Origin of the sequence: Methylovorus sp. MM2, from assembly GCF_001648895.1 — a bacterium.
Classification (GTDB): Bacteria; Pseudomonadota; Gammaproteobacteria; order Burkholderiales; family Methylophilaceae; genus MM1.
In genome coordinates, this window is record NZ_LXUF01000001.1 from 360,111 (window position 1) to 379,421 (window position 19,311).

The 19,311-nt window shown below is 46.3% G+C and carries 22 protein-coding genes; 14 read left to right on the forward strand and 8 right to left on the reverse strand.

Features of this window, described 5'->3' with window-relative positions; translation table 11 throughout:
* Positions 1-28 precede the first annotated feature (28 nt).
* Complete coding sequence (locus tag A7981_RS01585) at positions 29-631, reverse strand: FMN-dependent NADH-azoreductase (protein ID WP_067263048.1); 603 nt, start codon at positions 629-631, stop codon at positions 29-31.
* A gap of 111 nt (positions 632-742) precedes the next feature.
* Here A7981_RS01585 and A7981_RS01590 point away from each other — a divergent pair, with 111 nt between their 5' ends.
* Entirely contained in the window at positions 743-1,651 is a 909-nt protein-coding gene (locus tag A7981_RS01590; RefSeq protein WP_067263051.1) for a LysR family transcriptional regulator, read from the forward strand.
* A gap of 36 nt (positions 1,652-1,687) precedes the next feature.
* Here A7981_RS01590 and A7981_RS01595 read toward each other — a convergent pair whose 3' ends face one another.
* The 4 genes from A7981_RS01595 to A7981_RS01610 all read right to left on the reverse strand — a co-directional run bounded on the left by A7981_RS01595 (position 1,688) and on the right by A7981_RS01610 (position 5,911).
* Positions 1,688-2,218, reverse strand: coding sequence for a hypothetical protein (locus A7981_RS01595; protein WP_067263053.1), 531 nt, complete (start codon positions 2,216-2,218; stop codon positions 1,688-1,690).
* Positions 2,219-2,384: 166 nt separating this feature from the next.
* Complete coding sequence (locus A7981_RS01600; protein WP_067263056.1) at positions 2,385-3,125, reverse strand: phosphatase PAP2 family protein; 741 nt, start codon at positions 3,123-3,125, stop codon at positions 2,385-2,387.
* 377 nt (positions 3,126-3,502) lie between these two features.
* Positions 3,503-3,781 carry a hypothetical protein gene (locus A7981_RS01605; protein ID WP_067263059.1) on the reverse strand — a complete coding sequence of 93 codons (279 nt, stop codon included), beginning with the start codon at positions 3,779-3,781 and terminating at the stop codon, positions 3,503-3,505.
* A 63-nt stretch (positions 3,782-3,844) separates the two neighbouring features.
* Positions 3,845-5,911, reverse strand: coding sequence for a 7TM-DISM domain-containing protein (locus tag A7981_RS01610; protein WP_067263062.1), 2,067 nt, complete (start codon positions 5,909-5,911; stop codon positions 3,845-3,847).
* Positions 5,912-6,059: 148 nt separating this feature from the next.
* Here A7981_RS01610 and A7981_RS01615 point away from each other — a divergent pair, with 148 nt between their 5' ends.
* The 11 genes from A7981_RS01615 to clsB are packed head-to-tail and all read left to right on the forward strand — an operon-like array spanning position 6,060 to position 14,397.
* Entirely contained in the window at positions 6,060-6,305 is a 246-nt protein-coding gene (locus A7981_RS01615; protein WP_067263065.1) for an FmdB family zinc ribbon protein, read from the forward strand.
* A 33-nt stretch (positions 6,306-6,338) separates the two neighbouring features.
* Positions 6,339-6,995, forward strand: coding sequence for a DUF502 domain-containing protein (locus tag A7981_RS01620; RefSeq protein WP_067263068.1), 657 nt, complete (start codon positions 6,339-6,341; stop codon positions 6,993-6,995).
* A gap of 54 nt (positions 6,996-7,049) precedes the next feature.
* Positions 7,050-8,837: an aspartate--tRNA ligase gene (aspS, locus tag A7981_RS01625; protein ID WP_067263071.1), complete on the forward strand. Its 1,788-nt coding sequence runs from the start codon at positions 7,050-7,052 to the stop codon at positions 8,835-8,837.
* Between the two features lie 11 nt (positions 8,838-8,848).
* Complete coding sequence (locus tag A7981_RS01630) at positions 8,849-9,091, forward strand: DUF4160 domain-containing protein (protein WP_067263075.1); 243 nt, start codon at positions 8,849-8,851, stop codon at positions 9,089-9,091.
* The gene (locus A7981_RS01635; RefSeq protein WP_067263078.1) at positions 9,066-9,326 is read left to right on the forward strand and encodes a DUF2442 domain-containing protein; all 261 of its coding nucleotides are present in this window, start codon (positions 9,066-9,068) and stop codon (positions 9,324-9,326) included. The genes A7981_RS01630 and A7981_RS01635 overlap by 26 nt, the downstream gene beginning before the upstream one ends.
* A gap of 37 nt (positions 9,327-9,363) precedes the next feature.
* Positions 9,364-10,278, forward strand: coding sequence for a restriction endonuclease (locus A7981_RS01640; RefSeq protein ID WP_067263081.1), 915 nt, complete (start codon positions 9,364-9,366; stop codon positions 10,276-10,278).
* Positions 10,278-10,805 carry an adenine phosphoribosyltransferase gene (locus A7981_RS01645; protein WP_067263084.1) on the forward strand — a complete coding sequence of 176 codons (528 nt, stop codon included), beginning with the start codon at positions 10,278-10,280 and terminating at the stop codon, positions 10,803-10,805. The genes A7981_RS01640 and A7981_RS01645 overlap by 1 nt, the downstream gene beginning before the upstream one ends.
* The gene (nudB, locus tag A7981_RS01650; RefSeq protein ID WP_254258467.1) at positions 10,806-11,300 is read left to right on the forward strand and encodes a dihydroneopterin triphosphate diphosphatase; all 495 of its coding nucleotides are present in this window, start codon (positions 10,806-10,808) and stop codon (positions 11,298-11,300) included. It begins immediately after the preceding gene.
* Positions 11,301-11,356: 56 nt separating this feature from the next.
* On the forward strand, positions 11,357-12,454 hold the full coding sequence (gene nadA, locus A7981_RS01655) for a quinolinate synthase NadA (protein WP_067263088.1): 1,098 nt from the start codon (positions 11,357-11,359) through the stop codon (positions 12,452-12,454).
* A gap of 36 nt (positions 12,455-12,490) precedes the next feature.
* Positions 12,491-13,243: an endonuclease/exonuclease/phosphatase family protein gene (locus tag A7981_RS01660; protein WP_067263091.1), complete on the forward strand. Its 753-nt coding sequence runs from the start codon at positions 12,491-12,493 to the stop codon at positions 13,241-13,243.
* A complete protein-coding gene (gene clsB, locus A7981_RS01665; RefSeq protein WP_067263094.1) occupies positions 13,240-14,397 on the forward strand; it encodes a cardiolipin synthase ClsB in 1,158 nt (385 codons plus the stop codon). Before A7981_RS01660 ends, clsB begins: the two co-directional genes overlap by 4 nt.
* Before the next feature lie 54 nt (positions 14,398-14,451).
* Here clsB and A7981_RS01670 read toward each other — a convergent pair whose 3' ends face one another.
* The 3 genes from A7981_RS01670 to A7981_RS01680 all read right to left on the reverse strand — a co-directional run bounded on the left by A7981_RS01670 (position 14,452) and on the right by A7981_RS01680 (position 18,290).
* Complete coding sequence (locus tag A7981_RS01670) at positions 14,452-14,646, reverse strand: hypothetical protein (protein ID WP_067263097.1); 195 nt, start codon at positions 14,644-14,646, stop codon at positions 14,452-14,454.
* Between the two features lie 147 nt (positions 14,647-14,793).
* The gene (locus A7981_RS01675; protein ID WP_254258469.1) at positions 14,794-15,933 is read right to left on the reverse strand and encodes an acetate/propionate family kinase; all 1,140 of its coding nucleotides are present in this window, start codon (positions 15,931-15,933) and stop codon (positions 14,794-14,796) included.
* Entirely contained in the window at positions 15,909-18,290 is a 2,382-nt protein-coding gene (locus A7981_RS01680) for a phosphoketolase (RefSeq protein ID WP_067263103.1), read from the reverse strand. The genes A7981_RS01675 and A7981_RS01680 overlap by 25 nt, the downstream gene beginning before the upstream one ends.
* Before the next feature lie 276 nt (positions 18,291-18,566).
* Here A7981_RS01680 and A7981_RS01685 point away from each other — a divergent pair, with 276 nt between their 5' ends.
* Together A7981_RS01685 and A7981_RS01690 are read left to right on the forward strand one after the other, a co-directional pair.
* Positions 18,567-18,815 (forward strand): hypothetical protein, encoded by a 249-nt coding sequence (locus A7981_RS01685; protein ID WP_067263106.1) that lies wholly within the window; start codon positions 18,567-18,569, stop codon positions 18,813-18,815.
* A gap of 93 nt (positions 18,816-18,908) precedes the next feature.
* Positions 18,909-19,274, forward strand: coding sequence for a hypothetical protein (locus tag A7981_RS01690; RefSeq protein ID WP_131800925.1), 366 nt, complete (start codon positions 18,909-18,911; stop codon positions 19,272-19,274).
* The last annotated feature ends 37 nt before the right edge of the window (positions 19,275-19,311 follow it).

Below are 19,311 nucleotides of genomic sequence, written 5' to 3' on the forward strand. Positions count from 1 at the left end.
ACTCCTTATGTTGCATTAAGGTGTCTGGTTATGCCAGTACAGCCTCTTCTATTTGTTGCAGTGCTGAAGCCAGCGCATTTTGCTCTGCCTCAGGGCCCATGGCTAAGCCTTCGGCGTACATGAAAGTGACGTCAGTCATACCCAGAAAGCCAAAGATGGTTTTTAGGTAAGGTGTTTGGGTATCTTGCGCCGTATTCTTATACATACCGCCACGTGTAAACACGACATAGACTTTTTTGCTTTTTAATAAGCCCTCTGGCCCTTGTTCTGTGTAGCGAAATGTCACTTGTGCACGCGAGATGGCATCGATCCAATTCTTCAATTGTGCAGGTATGCCGAAGTTGTACATTGGCACGCCAAGTACCACGACATCGGCTGTTTGAACCTCCGTGATCAGTGCATCGTCCACTGCGACGCGTGCTGTTTGCTCTGGTGTACGTTTATCTGCTGGTGTGAATAGTGCCTGCAATGCTTTTTCATCAAGTTCTGGATGTGCGTTGTGCCCAATGTCTCGGATGATGACTTTTGTTTCTGGGTTGCTTGCACTTAAACGCTGAACAAGAGCGCTTGCCAGTTTGGTTGAGTGAGAGCCTTCAGCGCGAGCGCTGGAATTGATTTGCAGGATATTCATGATGGCATGTTCTCGGTTGATTAAGATGTGTACACTGTACTTGTCTCAAAATGATTAATTAAGTAGGTTTATTGGATATAATTGTTCCAAAAATGGAACAAAGGATATTGCATGGAAATAGAGCCAAACGATTTATTACTGTTTGCGCGCGTTGTGGATGATGGCAGCTTCACTAAAGCTGCTGAGAATCTCAACATACCTAAATCGACGCTTTCTCGACGCGTTGCAGCATTGGAATCACAACTAGGCGAACGCCTGTTATTAAGAACTACAAGAAAGTTAACCGTCACTGATTTCGGTAATGCAGTACTTTTGCATGCGCATCAAGTGACTGCTGAGGTGGACGCCACTTTAGCGCTTACACAACATCGGCAGCTAGAACCTAGTGGCCGCTTGCGAATATCCATGCCTGGGGATTTTGCTGTCGATGTGCTCGGTGAGCTGATCACGGATTTTATCAAGCGATACCCAGCTATCGCACTTGAGATCGATATATCTCCGCGGCGGGTGGATATCATTGGCGAGAATTTTGATCTAGCGATACGCATCGGTAATCTTCCCGATGATGCATCGTTGGCTGCCAGACGTATCGCCGTCTTCTCTATGGGTTTATATGCATCGCCGGCGTATCTTAAACGTCATGGTACCCCACCGGAGCCAGAAGCCTTGATGGAGCATGATGCCCTGCATCTATTGGCGCGCAATCGAGAGCCCGTTCCGTGGCAACTCCAGCGTGGGGAGGAGCATTGGCATGGCACTCCACCGGGTCGGGCGACGATCAACTCCCCTGCGCTATTAGTGCATTTAGCACGCTCGGGGAGCGGCATTGCCATCATTGGGGAATATGCTGCTGAACCATACATAGCAAGCGGAGAACTCGTTGAAGTGCTAGGTGATTGGCGTCTACCAACAGCAACTGCATGGGCAGTATTCCCCGGTCGCCGCTTGATGCCTGCCAGAACCAGAGCGTTTCTGGATGCACTCGAGATTAAATTTTCTGAGAAAGATAGCTGCCGATGAGCCCTCATAAAAGCTCACGGCAGCAAGCGTTGGAATTTACTGGATATCACTTGACGCTGAAAGCTGTTTAATAAATTCTGTGATATTTTCTTGAATAGACTTCTCATTTGCTATTTTTAACCGTTCAATCGCTACAAACGCATCTGAAACAGTTGCTGTACCCGTTGCAGTGATAGGAAAGCTTTTTTCAAAACCTTCTTTATAAACCTTGTACGTTATAGTCGATACGACATCAAATGTTAAACCAAATAATGGTTGTTTGAGCGATATTAGATCAGCATCAATTTTAAATTGATTAGCAGAAGTATCTGCAGAATTCAGACCTGCTACAACCAATGAATCTTTAAGTGCGCCTTCAAAATTTTCTCGACTTACTTGTGACGTCCACATTGGATTTGTCGTTTTTCCACCCGTTACATTTGCAACTGTAAATTTTCCTTTTTGAGCTTGATTAACACTCAGCGCGACACTCTCTTGAATGACCATCGCTTGTTTATTTGCGGGGGATGCACACCCAGTTAATAACGCTAATAATAAGAAGGGTAAAACTATTTTGGTTTTTAACATGACTTTTCCCTGATTTTAGTTAATATATAAACTATTTTTATAAGCGCGCTATTCTTAATATCTGATTTATTTCAACGCTCTGCAATATTACAATAGATAGTGCTTAAATTAAAAAAGTCAGCTTTAGTCGCTGACTTTTTTAATTTAACTAAACCTATCAAGAGTTTTATATAGGTATTTTTTTCGGATCCATTTGCTGCATCAATTTCTTTGAAAATAACCAGAACAAGATCAGCATGACGAAAATCGTGACCCATATCGCCCATAAGGTGTGCGTAAAAAAGTGAGCGCCACGCATCGATTGTGTCCAACCCAGCCCAAATCCTATCGATAAGCCTGCAATAAATACAGCCAGTGCTTTTTTCGGGGAGTGCGGTAACCAAAGAACAGCTAAGGATGCCAGCCAAAGGCCTGTGCTAGCGTGCCCCGTGGGAAAGCAATTGCCCGCATGCCAGTTTGCTGGCACATGATCGAGTATGCGCAGATAAGGCGCATAGCCACCATAACGGTCTACATCCCAAGGACAATGGAGTGCCGAATGTTTCTTGAGTGAGCGGATGATAATGGGAAGCACCACAGACGCCAATGCGATTAATCGCAAACGATATCTTAGAAAATCCGCCATGCGTTTGATGGGGAATAAAAAATCGATGATGACGATAGCCAACACGATTACGCCAAAATCAACGAAAAAGGTCTTGAGTGCACCATGCGCAAATGCTGTGGTTAACCAAGCATCTCCCCACGGAAACTGATGTAGAACGGGATCGTAATAATAATCTTCGATGGCGATGTCTATGTCGGTGTATGTGCCGATGAATAAGAAGATGGGCGCTAATATAAGTAGTGAGAGGATCAGGACCTTATAGATTAGGGATGTTTGCTTGTTAAGGTTGTGTGGTGTCATCGTTGGGAAAATAGTGGAGCAATATATTGATCGGGTTGGTTTTTAGTTTGCTCAGCGTCACTTAATGGACGATCTTTGAGCAATCTTCCCCCTTATATTGGCAATCCATATGCCAAATATTTTTGATTTGGATTTAAGCCGCTGCCGAAAGACGAATTTCTATATAAAGATCAATTGAATCATTTATATACGGCGTGATTGAAATGCTGACGTGACGATGAATCAGAATGATTCATCAGGCATTTTTATTCAGGACGAGATAAAAATTGCGGGATTTATATGCAGAAAATGCAGAGAATTGACGGATTTTGCAGTGATCCGACTTTTTAAATATGGGGCAAATATTTTGTGGTTAGCCCTAGTTCACGTAACGCCGATTAGCGCTTACTAAAATAACCTTGCTCGCACCAGTAGTCGCTACGTTCGCTATTCTTTTGCATGAATAAATTCTTAGCAGTTTCGCAGTTACTGCTGTTATAAGGGGCGCCTTCCGCTGCATCGAATGTCGCGATGTGGATACGCGAGCTAGAACCACCGCTCATCGCACTGCTTCTATAAAGTGTATAAGTCGCTTCAGCTGTGGCGCGCTCGCTATCTACGGCTAATGCAGAAGTGTTTGCCAGTAAAAGACAGGTGGTAATCAAGGCTATTTTCATGTGACTCTCCTCAAAGATTGCATCTTGGACACATGCAACAAAAGTAAATTCGCACTCAACGATTTACTCTGGTTTTTCTGGGACGTGTTTGGGCAGTATCAAGCGAAAAGATGAGCCTTTTCCATATTCGCTTTTGATCTCAATATCCCCATGGTGTAATTGCGCGATTGATCTGGCAACATGTAATCCAAGGCCGCTGCCAGGGGTACTTTCCACCCCCTTTACTCGGGCATATTTCTTGAAAATAACTTCTAGATCCTCGGCTTTGATCCCAATGCCCTCATCCCTGATCTCTATATAACAGTGCACTTCATCTGTCGTGATCTCTACTTCAACTGCTTTCTCACTCGGCGAGTATTTGATTGCATTATCGATCAGGTTCGAGATTAATAAGCTGATGAGGTAGTCATCGCAGTGCGCAGGAATTGGCCGTTCATCACTTGTATGTATCCGAATCGTACGTGAAGTTAATTGTTTATATTGCCTCACGCAAGCACGCACAATGTCTTTTAAGTCATGTACCTCATTGATTGCACTGCTATTAATAGACTCCAATTTATCGCTTGCAAGAAAGTTGTCGAGCAATCGGCGCATGCGGAGTGTGGCACGCCGAATCTTTTGCATGGCGGGTTTAATGCGTGATTTATGATGAATGACCGTTTCATCTAAATCAGTTTCGGCCAAGCGTTGTGATGTCGTATCGATGATTGCAAGCGGTGTACGGAACTCATGTGCCGCTATCGCAAAGAACTCACGTTGCGCTGCCATCAATTGTCTTTTTGCGATGAGTGCTGATTCAAGCTTTAATTGTGCAGCCTGCCGTTCAGCGACTTCCTGAGTGAGTAACTGATTGGCAACAGCTAGCGCCTGAGCACGTTCAGTTACATTTATATTCAGTTGATGTTCACTTGCCTGGGATATATCGAGGGCATCTTGTTTTGCCTGCAACTTGTCTTTTGCGGCCTGCCTGATGACCTGAATGACACCTAATGTCATGAGTACGGTAGTCATCAGGTTCATGATGATGGGTGTGCCCATCAATGATGGCCCGTTGCCTATCGCCATGGTTCTTAAAATACCTAATATGATCGCCGGATAGGTCGCCCAGAAGGAGACAAGAAAGAACCATTTGCCAGATTGCGGTTTTCTCAGGGCATATTGGCAGGACTCAATCATCATGAGCGAGATGCCTGTAATCGACATCCATGAAGCTAAATGGCCGTTAAAAGGTAATAGGCCCGAGGCATAGATAATGCCGCTGATGAGTAGCGCTAACATGCTGATTGTGATAAGAAAATATAGTCTGGGTGAATGTTTTTTTGTATCAAACAAGAACATAAAGAAAAACAGCGACATGGCGACAAATAGGCTACCTGATCCTTTCTGGATGGAGTCCGCAACGAGTGGCGGTATGGGGAGATTGATTTGGATAATCCCTGCCATAAAGGCCTGCACAAGGCAGACCGTGATCTGGAAAGCAGCATAATAAAAAACGATGGCTTTTTTTAACCATCCCCAGAGGATAAGTGCCAGTAATGCGAGGAGTGAAATTACACCAAAGTATGCGCCGATGTAGCTATCTGGTCGCTCACGCCCAGACACAAAATCTACCGGTTTCCATAGCAATGCATTCAGGTACATCGTGCTGGTGGATTGGATGCGTAAATAGTAAGTTTGCTCGATGGAATTTTCTCCCAGCTTGATCGGGAAGATAAAGTTCCGGTAAAGAATCGGGCGATGGCCGACATCCTCATGATCTCCCAGTTTTAGCGCCTGCCATTGCCCATTGAGTGATTGGGAATATAAGGTGACATCATCCAGAATGGCGGGAGAGACTTCCAGCCAATATTCATCTTCAAGAGGATTGTTGAAACGGAGTGTGAACTTCATCCAGTAAGCGTCTTTACTGAATCCGGCTTGCCATCTCTTCGGTAGCGGAGCGAATGTGCTTTGATTGCTTGCGGATACGATATCGGTAATCTGTAGTTGGCTGGTAGGGTCGATCAGGTATCCCATGTCCTCTGTGATATCGAAGCCTTTTGGCATATCTGCAGGAACGTTGGTCGCAGCCAGTAATTGGCTGGATACCATCATCAGCGATACAAAAAGAATAGTGGAGATTTTGCGCAAGGTCGGTAAATTTAGCCTGTGTTGTCTTATATTATCCGATAAATGTCGATATGCCAGTTTAAGCACTTGATAATTAGCCCTTAATCGCCATCTGTAAGCTGCCGTGTTCGGTTATAATCCCGTTTTTGAAATTTTTCGGAGATATTGCATGCCTATCTACGATTACCAATGTACAAGCTGTGGCCTAAAAAAAGAAGTGATGCGCAAAGTGAGCGAGCCTAGCGTGACGGTTTGCCCTGAATGTGGCAAAGAGACATTTGCTAAACAGGTATCTGCGCCAAACTTCCAATTGAATGGTACTGGTTGGTATTCCACTGATTTTAAAGGTGGGAGTAAACCAGAAAAAAAGACTGAAGCGCCAGCGGCATGTGCCACTGGCTGCGCTTGTCACTAAACGCAAAAAACCATTAAACCACTTAGGTCACCCATGAGAAGCTATTTTATTACCGGTTTATTAGTACTTGTTCCGCTATCCATCACCGTATGGGTGCTGAGTACATTGATTGGCGTCATGGATCAAAGCTTGCTGCTCCTGCCTGTAGGCTGGCGGCCTGAGGCTCAGTTTGGCCGTGCGATCCCGGGTATTGGCGCTATTCTTACTTTACTCATCATCTTCGTAACGGGGCTGGTGGCAACTAACTTCTTTGGTAAGCGCCTGATCCAATTTTGGGAAGCATTATTGGCACGCGTGCCTGTGGTGAAATCCATCTATTACAGTGTCAAACAAGTATCTGATACTTTATTCTCAGATTCAGGTCAGGCTTTCCGTAAAGCTTTATTGATCCAGTATCCACGCCACGGGAGCTGGACGATTGCCTTCATGACAGGCCAGCCGGGTGGTGATGTGGCTAATCACCTTGAGGGTGATTATGTGAGCGTTTACATTCCGACTACGCCTAACCCGACTTCAGGGTTCTTTCTCATGATGCCAAAAGCAGATGTGATCGAGCTGGATATGAGTGTAGACGAAGCATTGAAATATATCATTTCGATGGGTGTGGTTACGCCGGGTACACCTTCACGTATCGTGACGGATGGCAATCTCAATTCAGAGCTTGCTGCAAAATCCGGCAATCAAGAATAAGTGCACTAACAATCCAAATCATTTAACTACTTTAATCAATCAAGAGTTTCAAATATGCGTACTCATTACTGCGGTCAGTTGAACCGCGAACACATCGGCCAAACAGTGACTTTATGCGGTTGGGCACATCGCCGCCGCGATCATGGTGGTGTTATCTTTATCGACTTGCGTGACCGTGAAGGTATGGCGCAGATTGTGATCGACCCTGATACACCAGAAGCTTTTGCGCTGGCAGAAACCGTACGTAGTGAGTTCGTGCTGAAAGTCGTCTGTAAAGTCAGGGCGCGCCCTGAGGGAACAGTGAACGCTAACATACCTACTGGTGAAGTAGAGATGCTGGCAACTGAGATCGAGATTCTTAATCCATCGCTCACGCCACCTTTCATGCTGGATGACGATAACCTGAGCGAAATGGTGCGTCTGCAACATCGCTATATCGATCTGCGTCGCCCAGCAATGCAAAAGAATCTGATGCTGCGTTATCGTGTGGCTAAAACCTTGCGTGATTATCTCGATACCAATGGGTTTATTGAGGTGGAAACACCCATGCTCACACGTAGTACACCAGAAGGTGCGCGTGATTATTTGGTACCAAGCCGCGTGCATGCGGGTCAATTCTTTGCCTTGCCGCAATCGCCACAACTTTTCAAACAATTGTTGATGGTTTCGGGATTTGATCGTTATTTCCAGATCACCAAATGCTTCCGCGATGAAGATTTGCGTGCTGATCGTCAGCCAGAATTCACTCAAGTGGATATCGAGACTTCATTCCTTGGTGAAGAAGAGATCATGAACATCGTCGAAGAGATGATTCGCCAGATGTTTAAAAAGGTTCAGGATATTGATCTGCCAGCGAAATTCGCCCGCATGCCATTCTCTGAGGCCATGAATAAATACGGCTCTGATAAGCCGGATATGCGCGTAACGCTAGAAATCACCGAGCTCAGCGATGTGATGAAAGATGTCGATTTCAAGGTCTTCGCTGGCGCAGCCAATGCCGCTGGTGGCCGCGTAGCCGCCATGCGCGTACCAAATGGCGCAGCCATCAGTCGCTCCGAGATTGATGCCTACACCGAATTCGTCAAAATCTATGGTGCCAAAGGTCTGGCATACATCAAGATCAACGACATCACCAAGCTCAATGAAGAGGGCCTGCAAAGCCCAATCGTGAAGAACATTCACGTGACCGCCCTGCAAGCGATTATTGACCGCACAGGCGCACAGAATGGCGATATCGTCTTCTTCGGCGCTGACAAAGCTAAAGTCGTGAATGAAGCACTTGGCGCCTTGCGCGTTAAAGTCGGTCACGATAAAGGCCATGTAGATGGTCGTGCCTGGGCACCGCTCTGGGTGGTTGATTTCCCCATGTTTGAACATGATGAGGAAAATGATCGTTGGGCGGCATTGCATCACCCCTTCACTTCACCAAAAGAAGGCCACGAATATCTGCTCACCAGCAACCCGGGCGCTGCACTCTCCAAAGCCTACGACATGGTGCTGAATGGCTGGGAAGTCGGTGGCGGTTCGGTGCGTATCCATAAACAAGAAGTGCAATCCAAGGTATTCGATGCACTGAAGATCAGCAAAGAAGAAGCTGAGGAAAAATTCGGCTTCTTGCTCGATGCTCTGCAATACGGAGCCCCTCCGCACGGTGGCTTGGCATTCGGTTTAGATCGTCTTGTCACGCTGATGGCGGGCGCTGAGTCTATTCGTGACGTGATCGCATTCCCTAAGACACAGCGTGCGCAGTGTCTAATGACCAATGCGCCGAATGAAGTGGATGAGAAGCAATTACGTGAATTGCATATTCGTGTGCGTACACCGAATGTCGCGGCCAGCTAAAACCAGCGCATATGCCAACCGTTCTTAGAATAGGTGCTTACCGTTTTTTCTTTTATGCTAATGAAGGTACAGAACCTGTGCATATTCATATCCAATTAGGAAGAAATTTGGCAAAGTTCTGGTTGCAACCTGTGGGGCTAGCAAGTAGTACAGGTTTTGCGGCGCAAGAGTTAACCAAGCTTTATGGCTTGGTACGGGAGAATGAGCAACTTTTTAAGGAGTCATGGCATGAGTTCTTTAACGCTACACGCTGAACCTTTAGCACAAGCTGTCAATTTGACCGATATTGAGTTGGTAGTGAGCTTAGTTGATGGCCGTGTGCTTTCAACCCCTTTGGTATGGTTTCCGCGATTGCTTTCAGCATCGCCAGACCAACGTCGGCATTACGAGTTGTTAGGCAATGGTGAGGGTATTCACTGGCCAGATGTTGATGAAGACATTAGTGTGGCGGGGCTGCTCGCTGGCAATCCTTCGGTTGAGTATGGCTAATTAACTTGCTTGCGGTAGCTTCATTTTAGGAGGTTAAATGGCGATTCCTGATTTTCAGACATTGATGTTACCAGTCCTCAAGTTTGTTGCGGACAAAAAGCAATACGTATTGAAGGATGTTGTTGAAAGTTTGGCCTTTCAATTTAACCTAACAGATGAAGATAGAAGCGAGTTGCTGCCTAGCGGTAGTGCTTTTACATTCAATAATCGTGTGGCTTGGGCAGCGTCATATCTCAAAAAAGCTCTTTTAATCTCAAGGCCTCGGCGTGGTTGTATTGAAATTACAGATAGAGGCTTAACGGTATTAAAAACAAATCCTGAGTATATCAATATGAAGTTTTTAGAGCAGTTTCCAGAATATTTGGAATTTAAAAACTCAACTTCGAGTGAGACGAATATAACCACTTTAAGTAATATTTCTTCCGAGCAAAAAAGCACTCCCGAAGAGATGTTAGCCAGCACCGCAAAAGATTTAGATGTTGCATTAGCTTATGATCTATTGGAAATTATCAAGTCTAGCTCACCTAGCTTCTTTGAAAGATTAGTCGTTCAGCTTCTGCTTGCAATGGGATACGGCGGTAGTCGTGCCGAAGCCGGCCGCGCAATTGGACAAAGTGGAGATGGTGGCATTGACGGTATTATTGATGAAGATAAGCTAGGTTTAGATTCAATTTATATACAGGCTAAACGTTGGGAAGGCACTGTTGGGCGACCTGAGATACAAAAGTTTGTGGGTGCTTTGCAGGGGAATAGAGCTCATAAAGGCGTATTTATTACTACTTCCGATTTTTCAAAAGAAGCACAAGAGTACGTAAAAAACATAAGCAATAAAGTAGTTTTAATCAATGGATTTATATTGGCTAAGCTTATGATTGAAAATGACGTGGGTGTTTCTACAATCTCAATCTACAAAGTCAAAAAAATTGATTCTGATTATTTTGTTGATGAGTAATGCCAATCAAATCGCTTATCCGTACTATTCCGCATTACCCCAAACAAGGCATCCAGTTCCGAGATATCACGACCTTGCTGAAAGACCCTATCGGGTTTCGCATTGTGATTGATGAACTGGCCAAGCGTTATTCAGAGAAAAAAATCGACAAGGTTGCAGGTATTGAAGCGCGTGGTTTTATTATCGGCGCAGCCTTGGCTTATAAGCTAGGTATGGGTTTCGTACCAGTACGTAAACCGGGTAAATTACCCTCTGAAACGATCGGTCATGATTACGCGTTGGAATATGGGTCTGACCGCGTAGAGATACATACCGATGCGATTTCGCAGGGCGAACGCATCTTGCTGGTGGATGATTTGATTGCAACAGGCGGTACTGCAGAAGCAGCCGCATTGTTGATTCAGAAGCTGGGTGGTGAAATTGTGGAATGTGCATTTGTGATTGATTTGCCAGATTTAGGTGGCACGAAACGATTAGCACAAAACGGACTCAAATCGTCTTCATTGTGTGCGTTTGAGGGTGAGTAAGTGAAGGCGAGTAAGCTCGAAAATAGTAAGTTAGAAAACCCGCTGGCCTTTAAGACGCCGGTCTCAGTTTTAGTGGTGATTCACACCACGGACTTACAAGTGCTTTTGATAGAACGTGCTGATAAAGAGGGTTTCTGGCAATCGGTGACAGGCAGTGTTGAAACTGAAGATGCTGGCTTAATTGATACAGCCGTTCGCGAAGTGATGGAAGAAACGGGCATTGATGCCATGCAACATAAGCTCACTGATTGGCAGACGTCGAATACTTACGAGATATACCCGCACTGGCGTTATCGTTATGCACCGGGCGTGATCGAGAATGTAGAACATTTATTCGGTCTTGAGTTACCTGCACCAGCGGCGATTAAACTCGCCCCTGATGAGCATGTGAATTATGAATGGGTCGATTGGCGTGAGGCGGCGAAGCGCGTGTTCTCATGGACGAATGTCGACGCATTAAGGCGATTAGGCGAGCGCCACGGTTTAACCCTATAATTTATTTAAATGATTGGAAGACCCTGATCGTCGATCAGGAGTTGGAGCAAAAGAGTATGCAAGCATCCCCGATTAAATTTGAACGTTTTCAGCACTCGCAAGATGAAGAGTGCCAACAGCGCATTATCGCCGCCAAGGAAAAGCTTGGTGATCGATTGGTGATCCTAGGCCATCATTACCAGAATGATGCTGTCTATCGTCATGCAGATTACTCTGGTGACTCGCTCAAACTTTCTCGTAATGCCGCAGAAGTAGATGCGGAATTCATCGTTTTTCTCGGGGTGCATTTCATGGCAGAGGTCGCGGATATTTTATCCCGTCCTGACCAGATCGCCATATTGCCTGACCTTGCAGCAGGCTGTTCTATGGCGGATATGGCAAATCTTGCAAAGGTCGAGCGTTCGCGCCGCGAGTTGGCCAAGTTGTTCGATTTTGATGAAGTCATCACACCAGTGACCTATATCAATTCTGCGGCTGACCTAAAAGCATTCTGCGGTGAGCATGGCGGTATCGTCTGTACTTCTACCAATGCCACCAAGATGTTGGAGTGGAGTTTTGCCAGACGTGAGAAAGTGCTGTTTTTCCCTGACCAGAATTTGGGGCGTTGGAGCGGTCACAAGATGGGTATTCCCCTTGAGCAGATGCCAGTATGGGATCCTGACCAACCCATGGGTGGGCTGACAGAAGAGCAGATTCGCGATGCAAAGATATTGTTATGGAAAGGCCATTGCGCGGTTCACCAGATGTTTCGTCCGCAGAGCATCATCAAGTTCCGTAACGAGCACCCTGATGGCATCGTCATCTCCCACCCTGAAGCGCCTTTTGAAGTTTGCTTGCAATCCGATTATGTCGGCTCGACTGAATATATCTTAAATACAGTGAGTGCAGCACCTAGCGGCACGCGCTGGCTGGTGGGTACTGAGCTTAACTTGGTGAATCGCCTTGCCGAGAAGATGAAACCGGAAGGCAAGATCGTACAATTCATGTCGCATGTCGTATGCGAGTGTTCTACGATGGCACGTATCGATCCGCAGCATTTGGCATGGACACTTGAAAACCTTGCGGAGGGTAATGTGGTTAACCGTATCCATGTGCCGCCACAAGAAGCCGAGCTTGCCAAGTTGGCATTGCAACGTATGTTGGATGCTTCTTAAACTGCGCGGAAAAAACACCATTAAGGATGATTGAATATGCAGCTCACCCTGCATGTGGCGACTTTCAATATCCATAAAGGCCTTACCAGCTTTAACGCGCGGTTTTCTCTTCATGAGCAACGAGAGTTGCTACGAAAACTTCAGGCAGACATCGTTTTTCTGCAAGAAGTGCGCGATGAACATGCCAAACACAATAAACGTTTTAGTCCTTGGCCGGAGAATGGTCAGGCTGAATTTCTGGCAGATGCTGTTTGGCCGGATTATGCGTATGGCAAGAATTCAGTGTATCCCGCAGGCCATCATGGCAATGCGTTGCTATCAAAATTTCCCATTGTAAATACAGTCAACCGCGATATTTCTGCTCATAGTTCCGAGCAGCGTGGCATGCTGCATTGTGAGATCGAAGTGCCGGGATGGGGCAAAAACTTGCATTGTATCTGTGTGCATCTAGGGTTATTTGCACGCTGGCGCAGGCAGCAGATGGTGAGCCTTCAACATTACATTGAGCAGCATGTCGCTGCGGATGCGCCCCTGATCATTGCCGGTGATTTTAACGATTGGGGCATGAGCGCGGGGCGGTTTTTTGCTGAGACCTTGCACCTGCGAGAAGTATTTGAACATAGCCATGGCAAGCCAGCGCAAAGTTTTCCTTCGTGGCTGCCTGTTTTACGGTTGGATAGAATCTATACGCGCGGATTTAATATCCGCCATGTGCAAGTGCATTCAGGCCCGCACTTCGCCAAGCTATCTGATCATGCCGTATTGACGGCGACACTGGTGCGCCAATGAGACATTTCTTTCCGGGCAATCACATCACGCTGCTGCGTAATGGAACGGAATATTTCCCTGCGCTTGAGGCGGCCATCAATGATGCGCAATTCGAGATACACATCCAGACGTTTATCTATGAGCCTGATGCGACAGGGCTGCGTATCGGCATTGCCTTAAAAAGTGCAGCACAGCGTGGGGTGAGCGTGAATCTGTTACTTGATGGCTATGGCAGTCGATATTTGCCGAAAGCTTATGTCGATGATCTGCAAGCCGGTGGTGTCAATGTCATGTTCTATCGCCCGAAGATATCGCCGTGGACATTAAAACGCAACCGCTTGCGGCGCCTGCACAGCAAAGTATCTGTGATGGATGGCAAAGTCGCATTCGTCGGAGGTATCAATATCATCGATGACATGCATGTGCCCGGACATAAAGCGCCACGTGTCGATTATGCCGTCAGCGTGCAAGGCTCGATTGTCGCGAAGATACATCATCGGGTCGATCGTTTATGGACGCGTATCGCTTGGATGCATATGCAAACGCTGCGCAAGGTGCAGTTGCCTGAGATGAAAGTGCAAGACCTGACGACAACCAATATGCGCGCTATATTTGTCATACGCGACAATGTATTGCACCGCCGTGATATCGAGCGCGCTTACTTCAATGCCATCGGTCATGCGCGTCGCGAGATATTGATCGCGAATGCCTATTTTATTCCCGGGAGGAGTTTTCGTAAGGCGCTGATCGCTGCCGCGGAACGCGGTGTAAAAATACGCCTGCTGTTACAAGGCGAGATGAGGCCGTTTCTTGGTTTTGCCACGCATGCGGTCTATAGCCTTTTTCTCCGCCACGGCATCGAAATCTATGAATATCGAAAAAGTTTTATGCATAGCAAGGTGGCGGTGATTGATGATAGATGGGCAACTGTCGGTTCTTCAAATATCGACCCCTTTAGCTTGTTGATGGCATACGAAGCCAATGTATTTGTCATTGATAGAAAGTTTGCCAACACCTTGAAAGATGACCTCGAGCGGGCGATTCATGAGGGTGCCGTACAAGTGCAATCTAACGATTGGATTCGCGGCCATTGGTTAAAACGTATTATGTCCTGGATCGTCTATGGATTCGTCAGATTTGCTGTGGGTACGATTGGATACCCTAATCGGCATTGATGAGATGGTTATATTGACTAGCTAAGCTACAAGGATTGGCTGAGATTCCAGTAACTATTTCTCTACAGAATCCCCCGAAGCTTCTATCGTAAAGTTTGCAATTTTTAGATCAGGATTTTCAGCTTCAAACTGATCGCTTCCTATTCTGTAAGCTTCCTCGATATCATTAGCAGCTATAGAGGTTTTCCAGATTGGGGAGTCACTATTTTCTTTGTCTTTTTTCCATACCGATATATCAAATAAGGCCATAGCATTTTACTTTATCTATGAAGGTGTGATGCAAGCATGCGACTTATTTGGCTATTCGACTATCAGCCGATTGCTACCGCACATGTAGGATAAACAGAGATATGAGCCATAAACTACATAAGCCATTTGGAAGCTTCTGTTGCTGGCTCAATTTGTGTTACTGAGTAAGCTTAGTACTAAGCTGTGCATTACAGCCTCTTCGTCTGTGGCTATTCTGAGTACAGGGATACTATCGCTGGCATTTAGATGCTGACTTTGTTCTAAATTGGCTGTTTGATCCAGCTTGATACCCATAAAAGCCAATGACTCACATATCAATGCTCTTATATGGGGTGAGTGGTCACCTATGCCCCCACTGAATACAAGTGCATCAATACCTCCCGTTTTAGCTGCCAGACTACCAATCGCTCCTGCTACTTGTCGGCAGAAGTAATCTATTGCTAGCTTTGCATTGGGGCTTTTACTCTTCAACAATACTTCCATTTTGTGGCTCTCGCCTAATGAGACAGCTAATAGTCCCATTTGATTGTTCACCATATCTGCCAAGGTATCGATATCATGGCGGCGTGCCAACTCCAGCATGGCACCAGGGTCGATATCGCCAGAACGTGTTGCCATGCATATGCCGCCTGCTGGCGTGTATCCCATGGTGGTATCAGTTGATAACAAGTTTTCTGTCATGCATAGACTGGCACCAGAGCCGAGATGCGCCATCACGACGCGTTTATATGCAGTTTGGCCAATTAACAATGGCAGTTGAGAGGCCAGATATGCGTAGCTCAAGCCGTGAAAACCATAGCGATGCATATTCTCGCGATTTGGTATTGGCAGCGTTTTGGCTAATGGAGACATCGTTTGGTGGAAAGCCGTATCGAAACATGCTGCTTGGGGTGCGCCAAAGTGAGATTCGCACAAGCCTACTCCTAACAGACTCATCGGCAGATGCAACGGCGCTAGAGGGATGATGCTATGTAACCTTTCCAGCTCAGCGGCATCCAGCAAGCGCGCTGACTCCACGATGTCACCGCCGTGGACAAAACGATGGGCGATGATATCCGGCTTCTCTTTTTCAAGGTCGGAGAGTAGTTCAAAATCGGAAAATAGCTCGCTAAATGCAGTGCGGCAGTCTCCTTTGGCACTTTGACCTTTAAAGTGATATTGCAAGTTTCGGCGTACACCATCCGCGCTAAAGAAACTGGCCTTTAAGCTGGATGAGCCTGTGTTGATTGCCAACACGCTCGGCTTGATGGGTGTTGCCTGACTCATACCGATTCCTGAGGTTCCCATTTCCAGTGCTTGATCTCTGGCATATCTTCTCCGTATTGGCATATGTACTGTTTATGCGCTGCCAATTTTTCGTCCATGCGCTTAATCATAGCGGCGGCCTCGGGGATATTAGGTACTCTTTTCAGGACGTCTTTTACCAGACTAAACCTATCGAGTTTATTTAACACGACCATATCGAAAGGTGTCGTGGTTGTACCTTCTTCCTGATAGCCATGCACATGCATATTGGTGTGATTGTTTCGACGATAAGCCAAGCGATGAATCAATCCGGGATAACCATGAAAGGCAAAAATAACCGGTTTATCATGAGTGAAAATGGCATCAAAAACAGCGTCCGTCATGCCATGTGGATGCACTTCTTTAGGTTGAAGCGTCATCAGATCGATCACGTTCACGTAGCGTATCTTTAATTGCGGAACGAGTTGCCTGAGTATTGAAACGGCTGCTAGCGATTCAAGAACTGGAACATCACCCGCGCTAGCGATCACCACATCAGGTTCACTGCCGTTAGTATTGCTTGCCCAATCCCAGATGCTGATGCCTTGCCTCGCATGTTCGGTCGCGGTTTTTATATCAAGCCATTGTTGCTGCGGTTGCTTTCCTGCCACGATGACATTGATCAGATCACGACTCCTCAGACAATGCGCTGTGACGGCTATTAAGCTATTGGCATCAGGCGGTAAATAGATGCGGATAGTATCGGCTTTTTTATTCGCGACATGGTCCATGAACCCCGGATCTTGATGGGAGAACCCGTTGTGATCCTGACGCCAGACATGCGAGGTCAGCAAGATATTGAGTGAGGCAACTGGTCGTCGCCAACTGATCTCACGGCATTCTTTCAGCCATTTTGCATGCTGGTTGACCATGGAATCTACAATATGAATAAATGCCTCGTAACACGAAAAAAAGCCGTGTCTACCGCTTAAGAGGTAGCCCTCGAGCCAGCCTTCGCAGGCATGCTCAGAGAGTATTTCCATCACGCCACCTTGGGTCGCGAGATATTCATCATCTTCCATTCGTGTCGACATCCACTGTCGATTGGTCACTTTAAACAGGGCACCCAAGCGATTGGATAAAGCTTCATCAGGACAAAATAAACGGAACCTGCCGATGTTGCGCTGCATGACATCGGCCAAATATTTACCCATCTCGCCTGTTGCACTGGCGATGGTGGCGCCAGGGAATGGCACTTGAACCGCATGGCTAACCTCATCAGGCAAGGCTAGATCAATGAGCAATCTGCCACCATTGCTATGGGGATTGGCACTCATTCGGCGATGTTTCTCAGGCGCTAGTGCAGCAATCTCGCTAAGCAGCTTTCCTGCATGATCGAACAACTCCTGAGGGCGGTATGATCGCATCCAGTCTTCCAAAAGCTTCACATGACCGGGATTGCCCTCAATCTCACTAAATGGGACTTGATGCGAACGAAAACTGCCTTCGCTCGGCTTGCCGTCAACAAACTTAGGCCCTGTCCAACCTTTGGGGGAGCGCAAGATGATCATCGGCCAGCGGGGGCGACTGGGCGCCTCTTGACCGCGTGCACGTGAGTGAATATCACGAATATCTGCGATGGCCTGATCCAATGTATCGGCCATTAAGGCATGCATGCTTTCCGGGTCATCACCTTCAACAAAGTAAGGTGTATAGCCATAACCCTCGAAGAGGCTTTGCAATTCATCATGGCTAATACGCGCCAATATCGTGGGGTTGGCGATCTTATACCCATTAAGATGCAAAATGGGCAGCACTGCACCATCTGTTTTGGGATTCAGGAATTTATTGGAATGCCAAGAGGTGGCCATCGGCCCCGTTTCTGCCTCGCCATCACCGATCACGCAACAGGTGATCAGATCAGGATTATCAAATACTGCCCCATAAGCATGAAATAGCGCGTAACCAAGCTCCCCACCTTCATTGATGGAACCAGGCGTGTGCGCCGATACATGGCTAGGGATGCCTCCAGGAAACGAAAATTGCTTAAAGAGCTTGCCTATACCAGCTTCATCTTGCGATATCTCTGGATAGACCTCACTATAAGTGCCTTCCAGATAAGTATTCGCGACGATGCCAGGACCGCCGTGACCAGGCCCGGTGACAAACAGGATGTTGAGATCATATTTGCGAATAACACGATTGATATGCGCATATATGAAGTTCAAGCCAGGGGTGGTACCCCAGTGTCCCAGTAAACGTGGCTTGATGTGCTCAGTAGTGAGCGGCTCTTTAAGTAATGGGTTGGCGTATAAGTATATTTGGCCAACTGAGAGGTAATTAGCTGCGCGCCAATAGGCATCGAGCAAATGGAGTTCGCGCTTTTCAGCATCCAGTAATTCAATATCCTGATTTGGCATGATGAACGCTCGCCTTCTTTATATTGAATCCCTATCCTACTGTGAATCAGGCATGGAATGTTTCTTTAAATGTTGTTTATTCGTCAGATGCTGAAATAATACAGAATCGAGTAATAATTTCATTGAATTTCCCCCAATGTTAAATAGCTGGCTACTATTGTTAGGCTAGCGTGAAGCAGAAAAGTTTGATGCTCTGGAATTAAAAAAGCTTGAGACGATTTATTTATCTAGTGTGGATAAATGCTCAAAGTGATGAAAATGCGATGGAGAAACAGCATGAAGAAAATAATGGTGGCTTTATTATTTGCAGGGTTTAGTTTGTTTGCAAATGCTGACATGCGGGATGCGCAACAACAGAACCAGATGCAGCGTATGGAAAACGAGCGCCTGCGAGATGAGCAGAGGGCATATGAGCAAAAGCGCATGGATGATCAGCGTAAACGTGAAGATGCAGATAGAGAATCACAAAAAGAATTTCAGCGAGAGCAGGATCAGCGATTTGACAAGATTTATAAAAGACCTTAGTTTTTAACAAAGATATTAGTTTTTAACGATGCAATATCGGTGGGTGGTATGCTTACTACCTTCAATTTAAGTCATAGCTAAAAGGTAACAGGCATGAGTAGGCGTTTTTTGAAGCAGATGTTGTTTTCCGTATTAATCGCATTAGCAGTGAGTGGTTGTGGCAGTATGAAAGTATGGCCGTTGAGTAGTGACACGGCAGAGGCAGACCCGCGAACCCCTGCGAATTCGACTGAGTATCAGTGCGATAAAAATAAGAAATTCTATGTACGTGCGATAGATAAAGGGGCTGCGGTGTGGGTCATCTTATCGAACCGTGAGTTTTCCCTAGCCAAAGATGCATCAGGACGTTACACCAATAGTATTGCGACGTTGACATTGGATGGTGATACGGCTGTGTTCGATGATGGGTACAAAAGTGAGTACCTGAATTGCAAAACCCAATCGAATAAATCCAAATAATCGATATTAAAAATCAGAGGGTCACTTGGATTCGCAA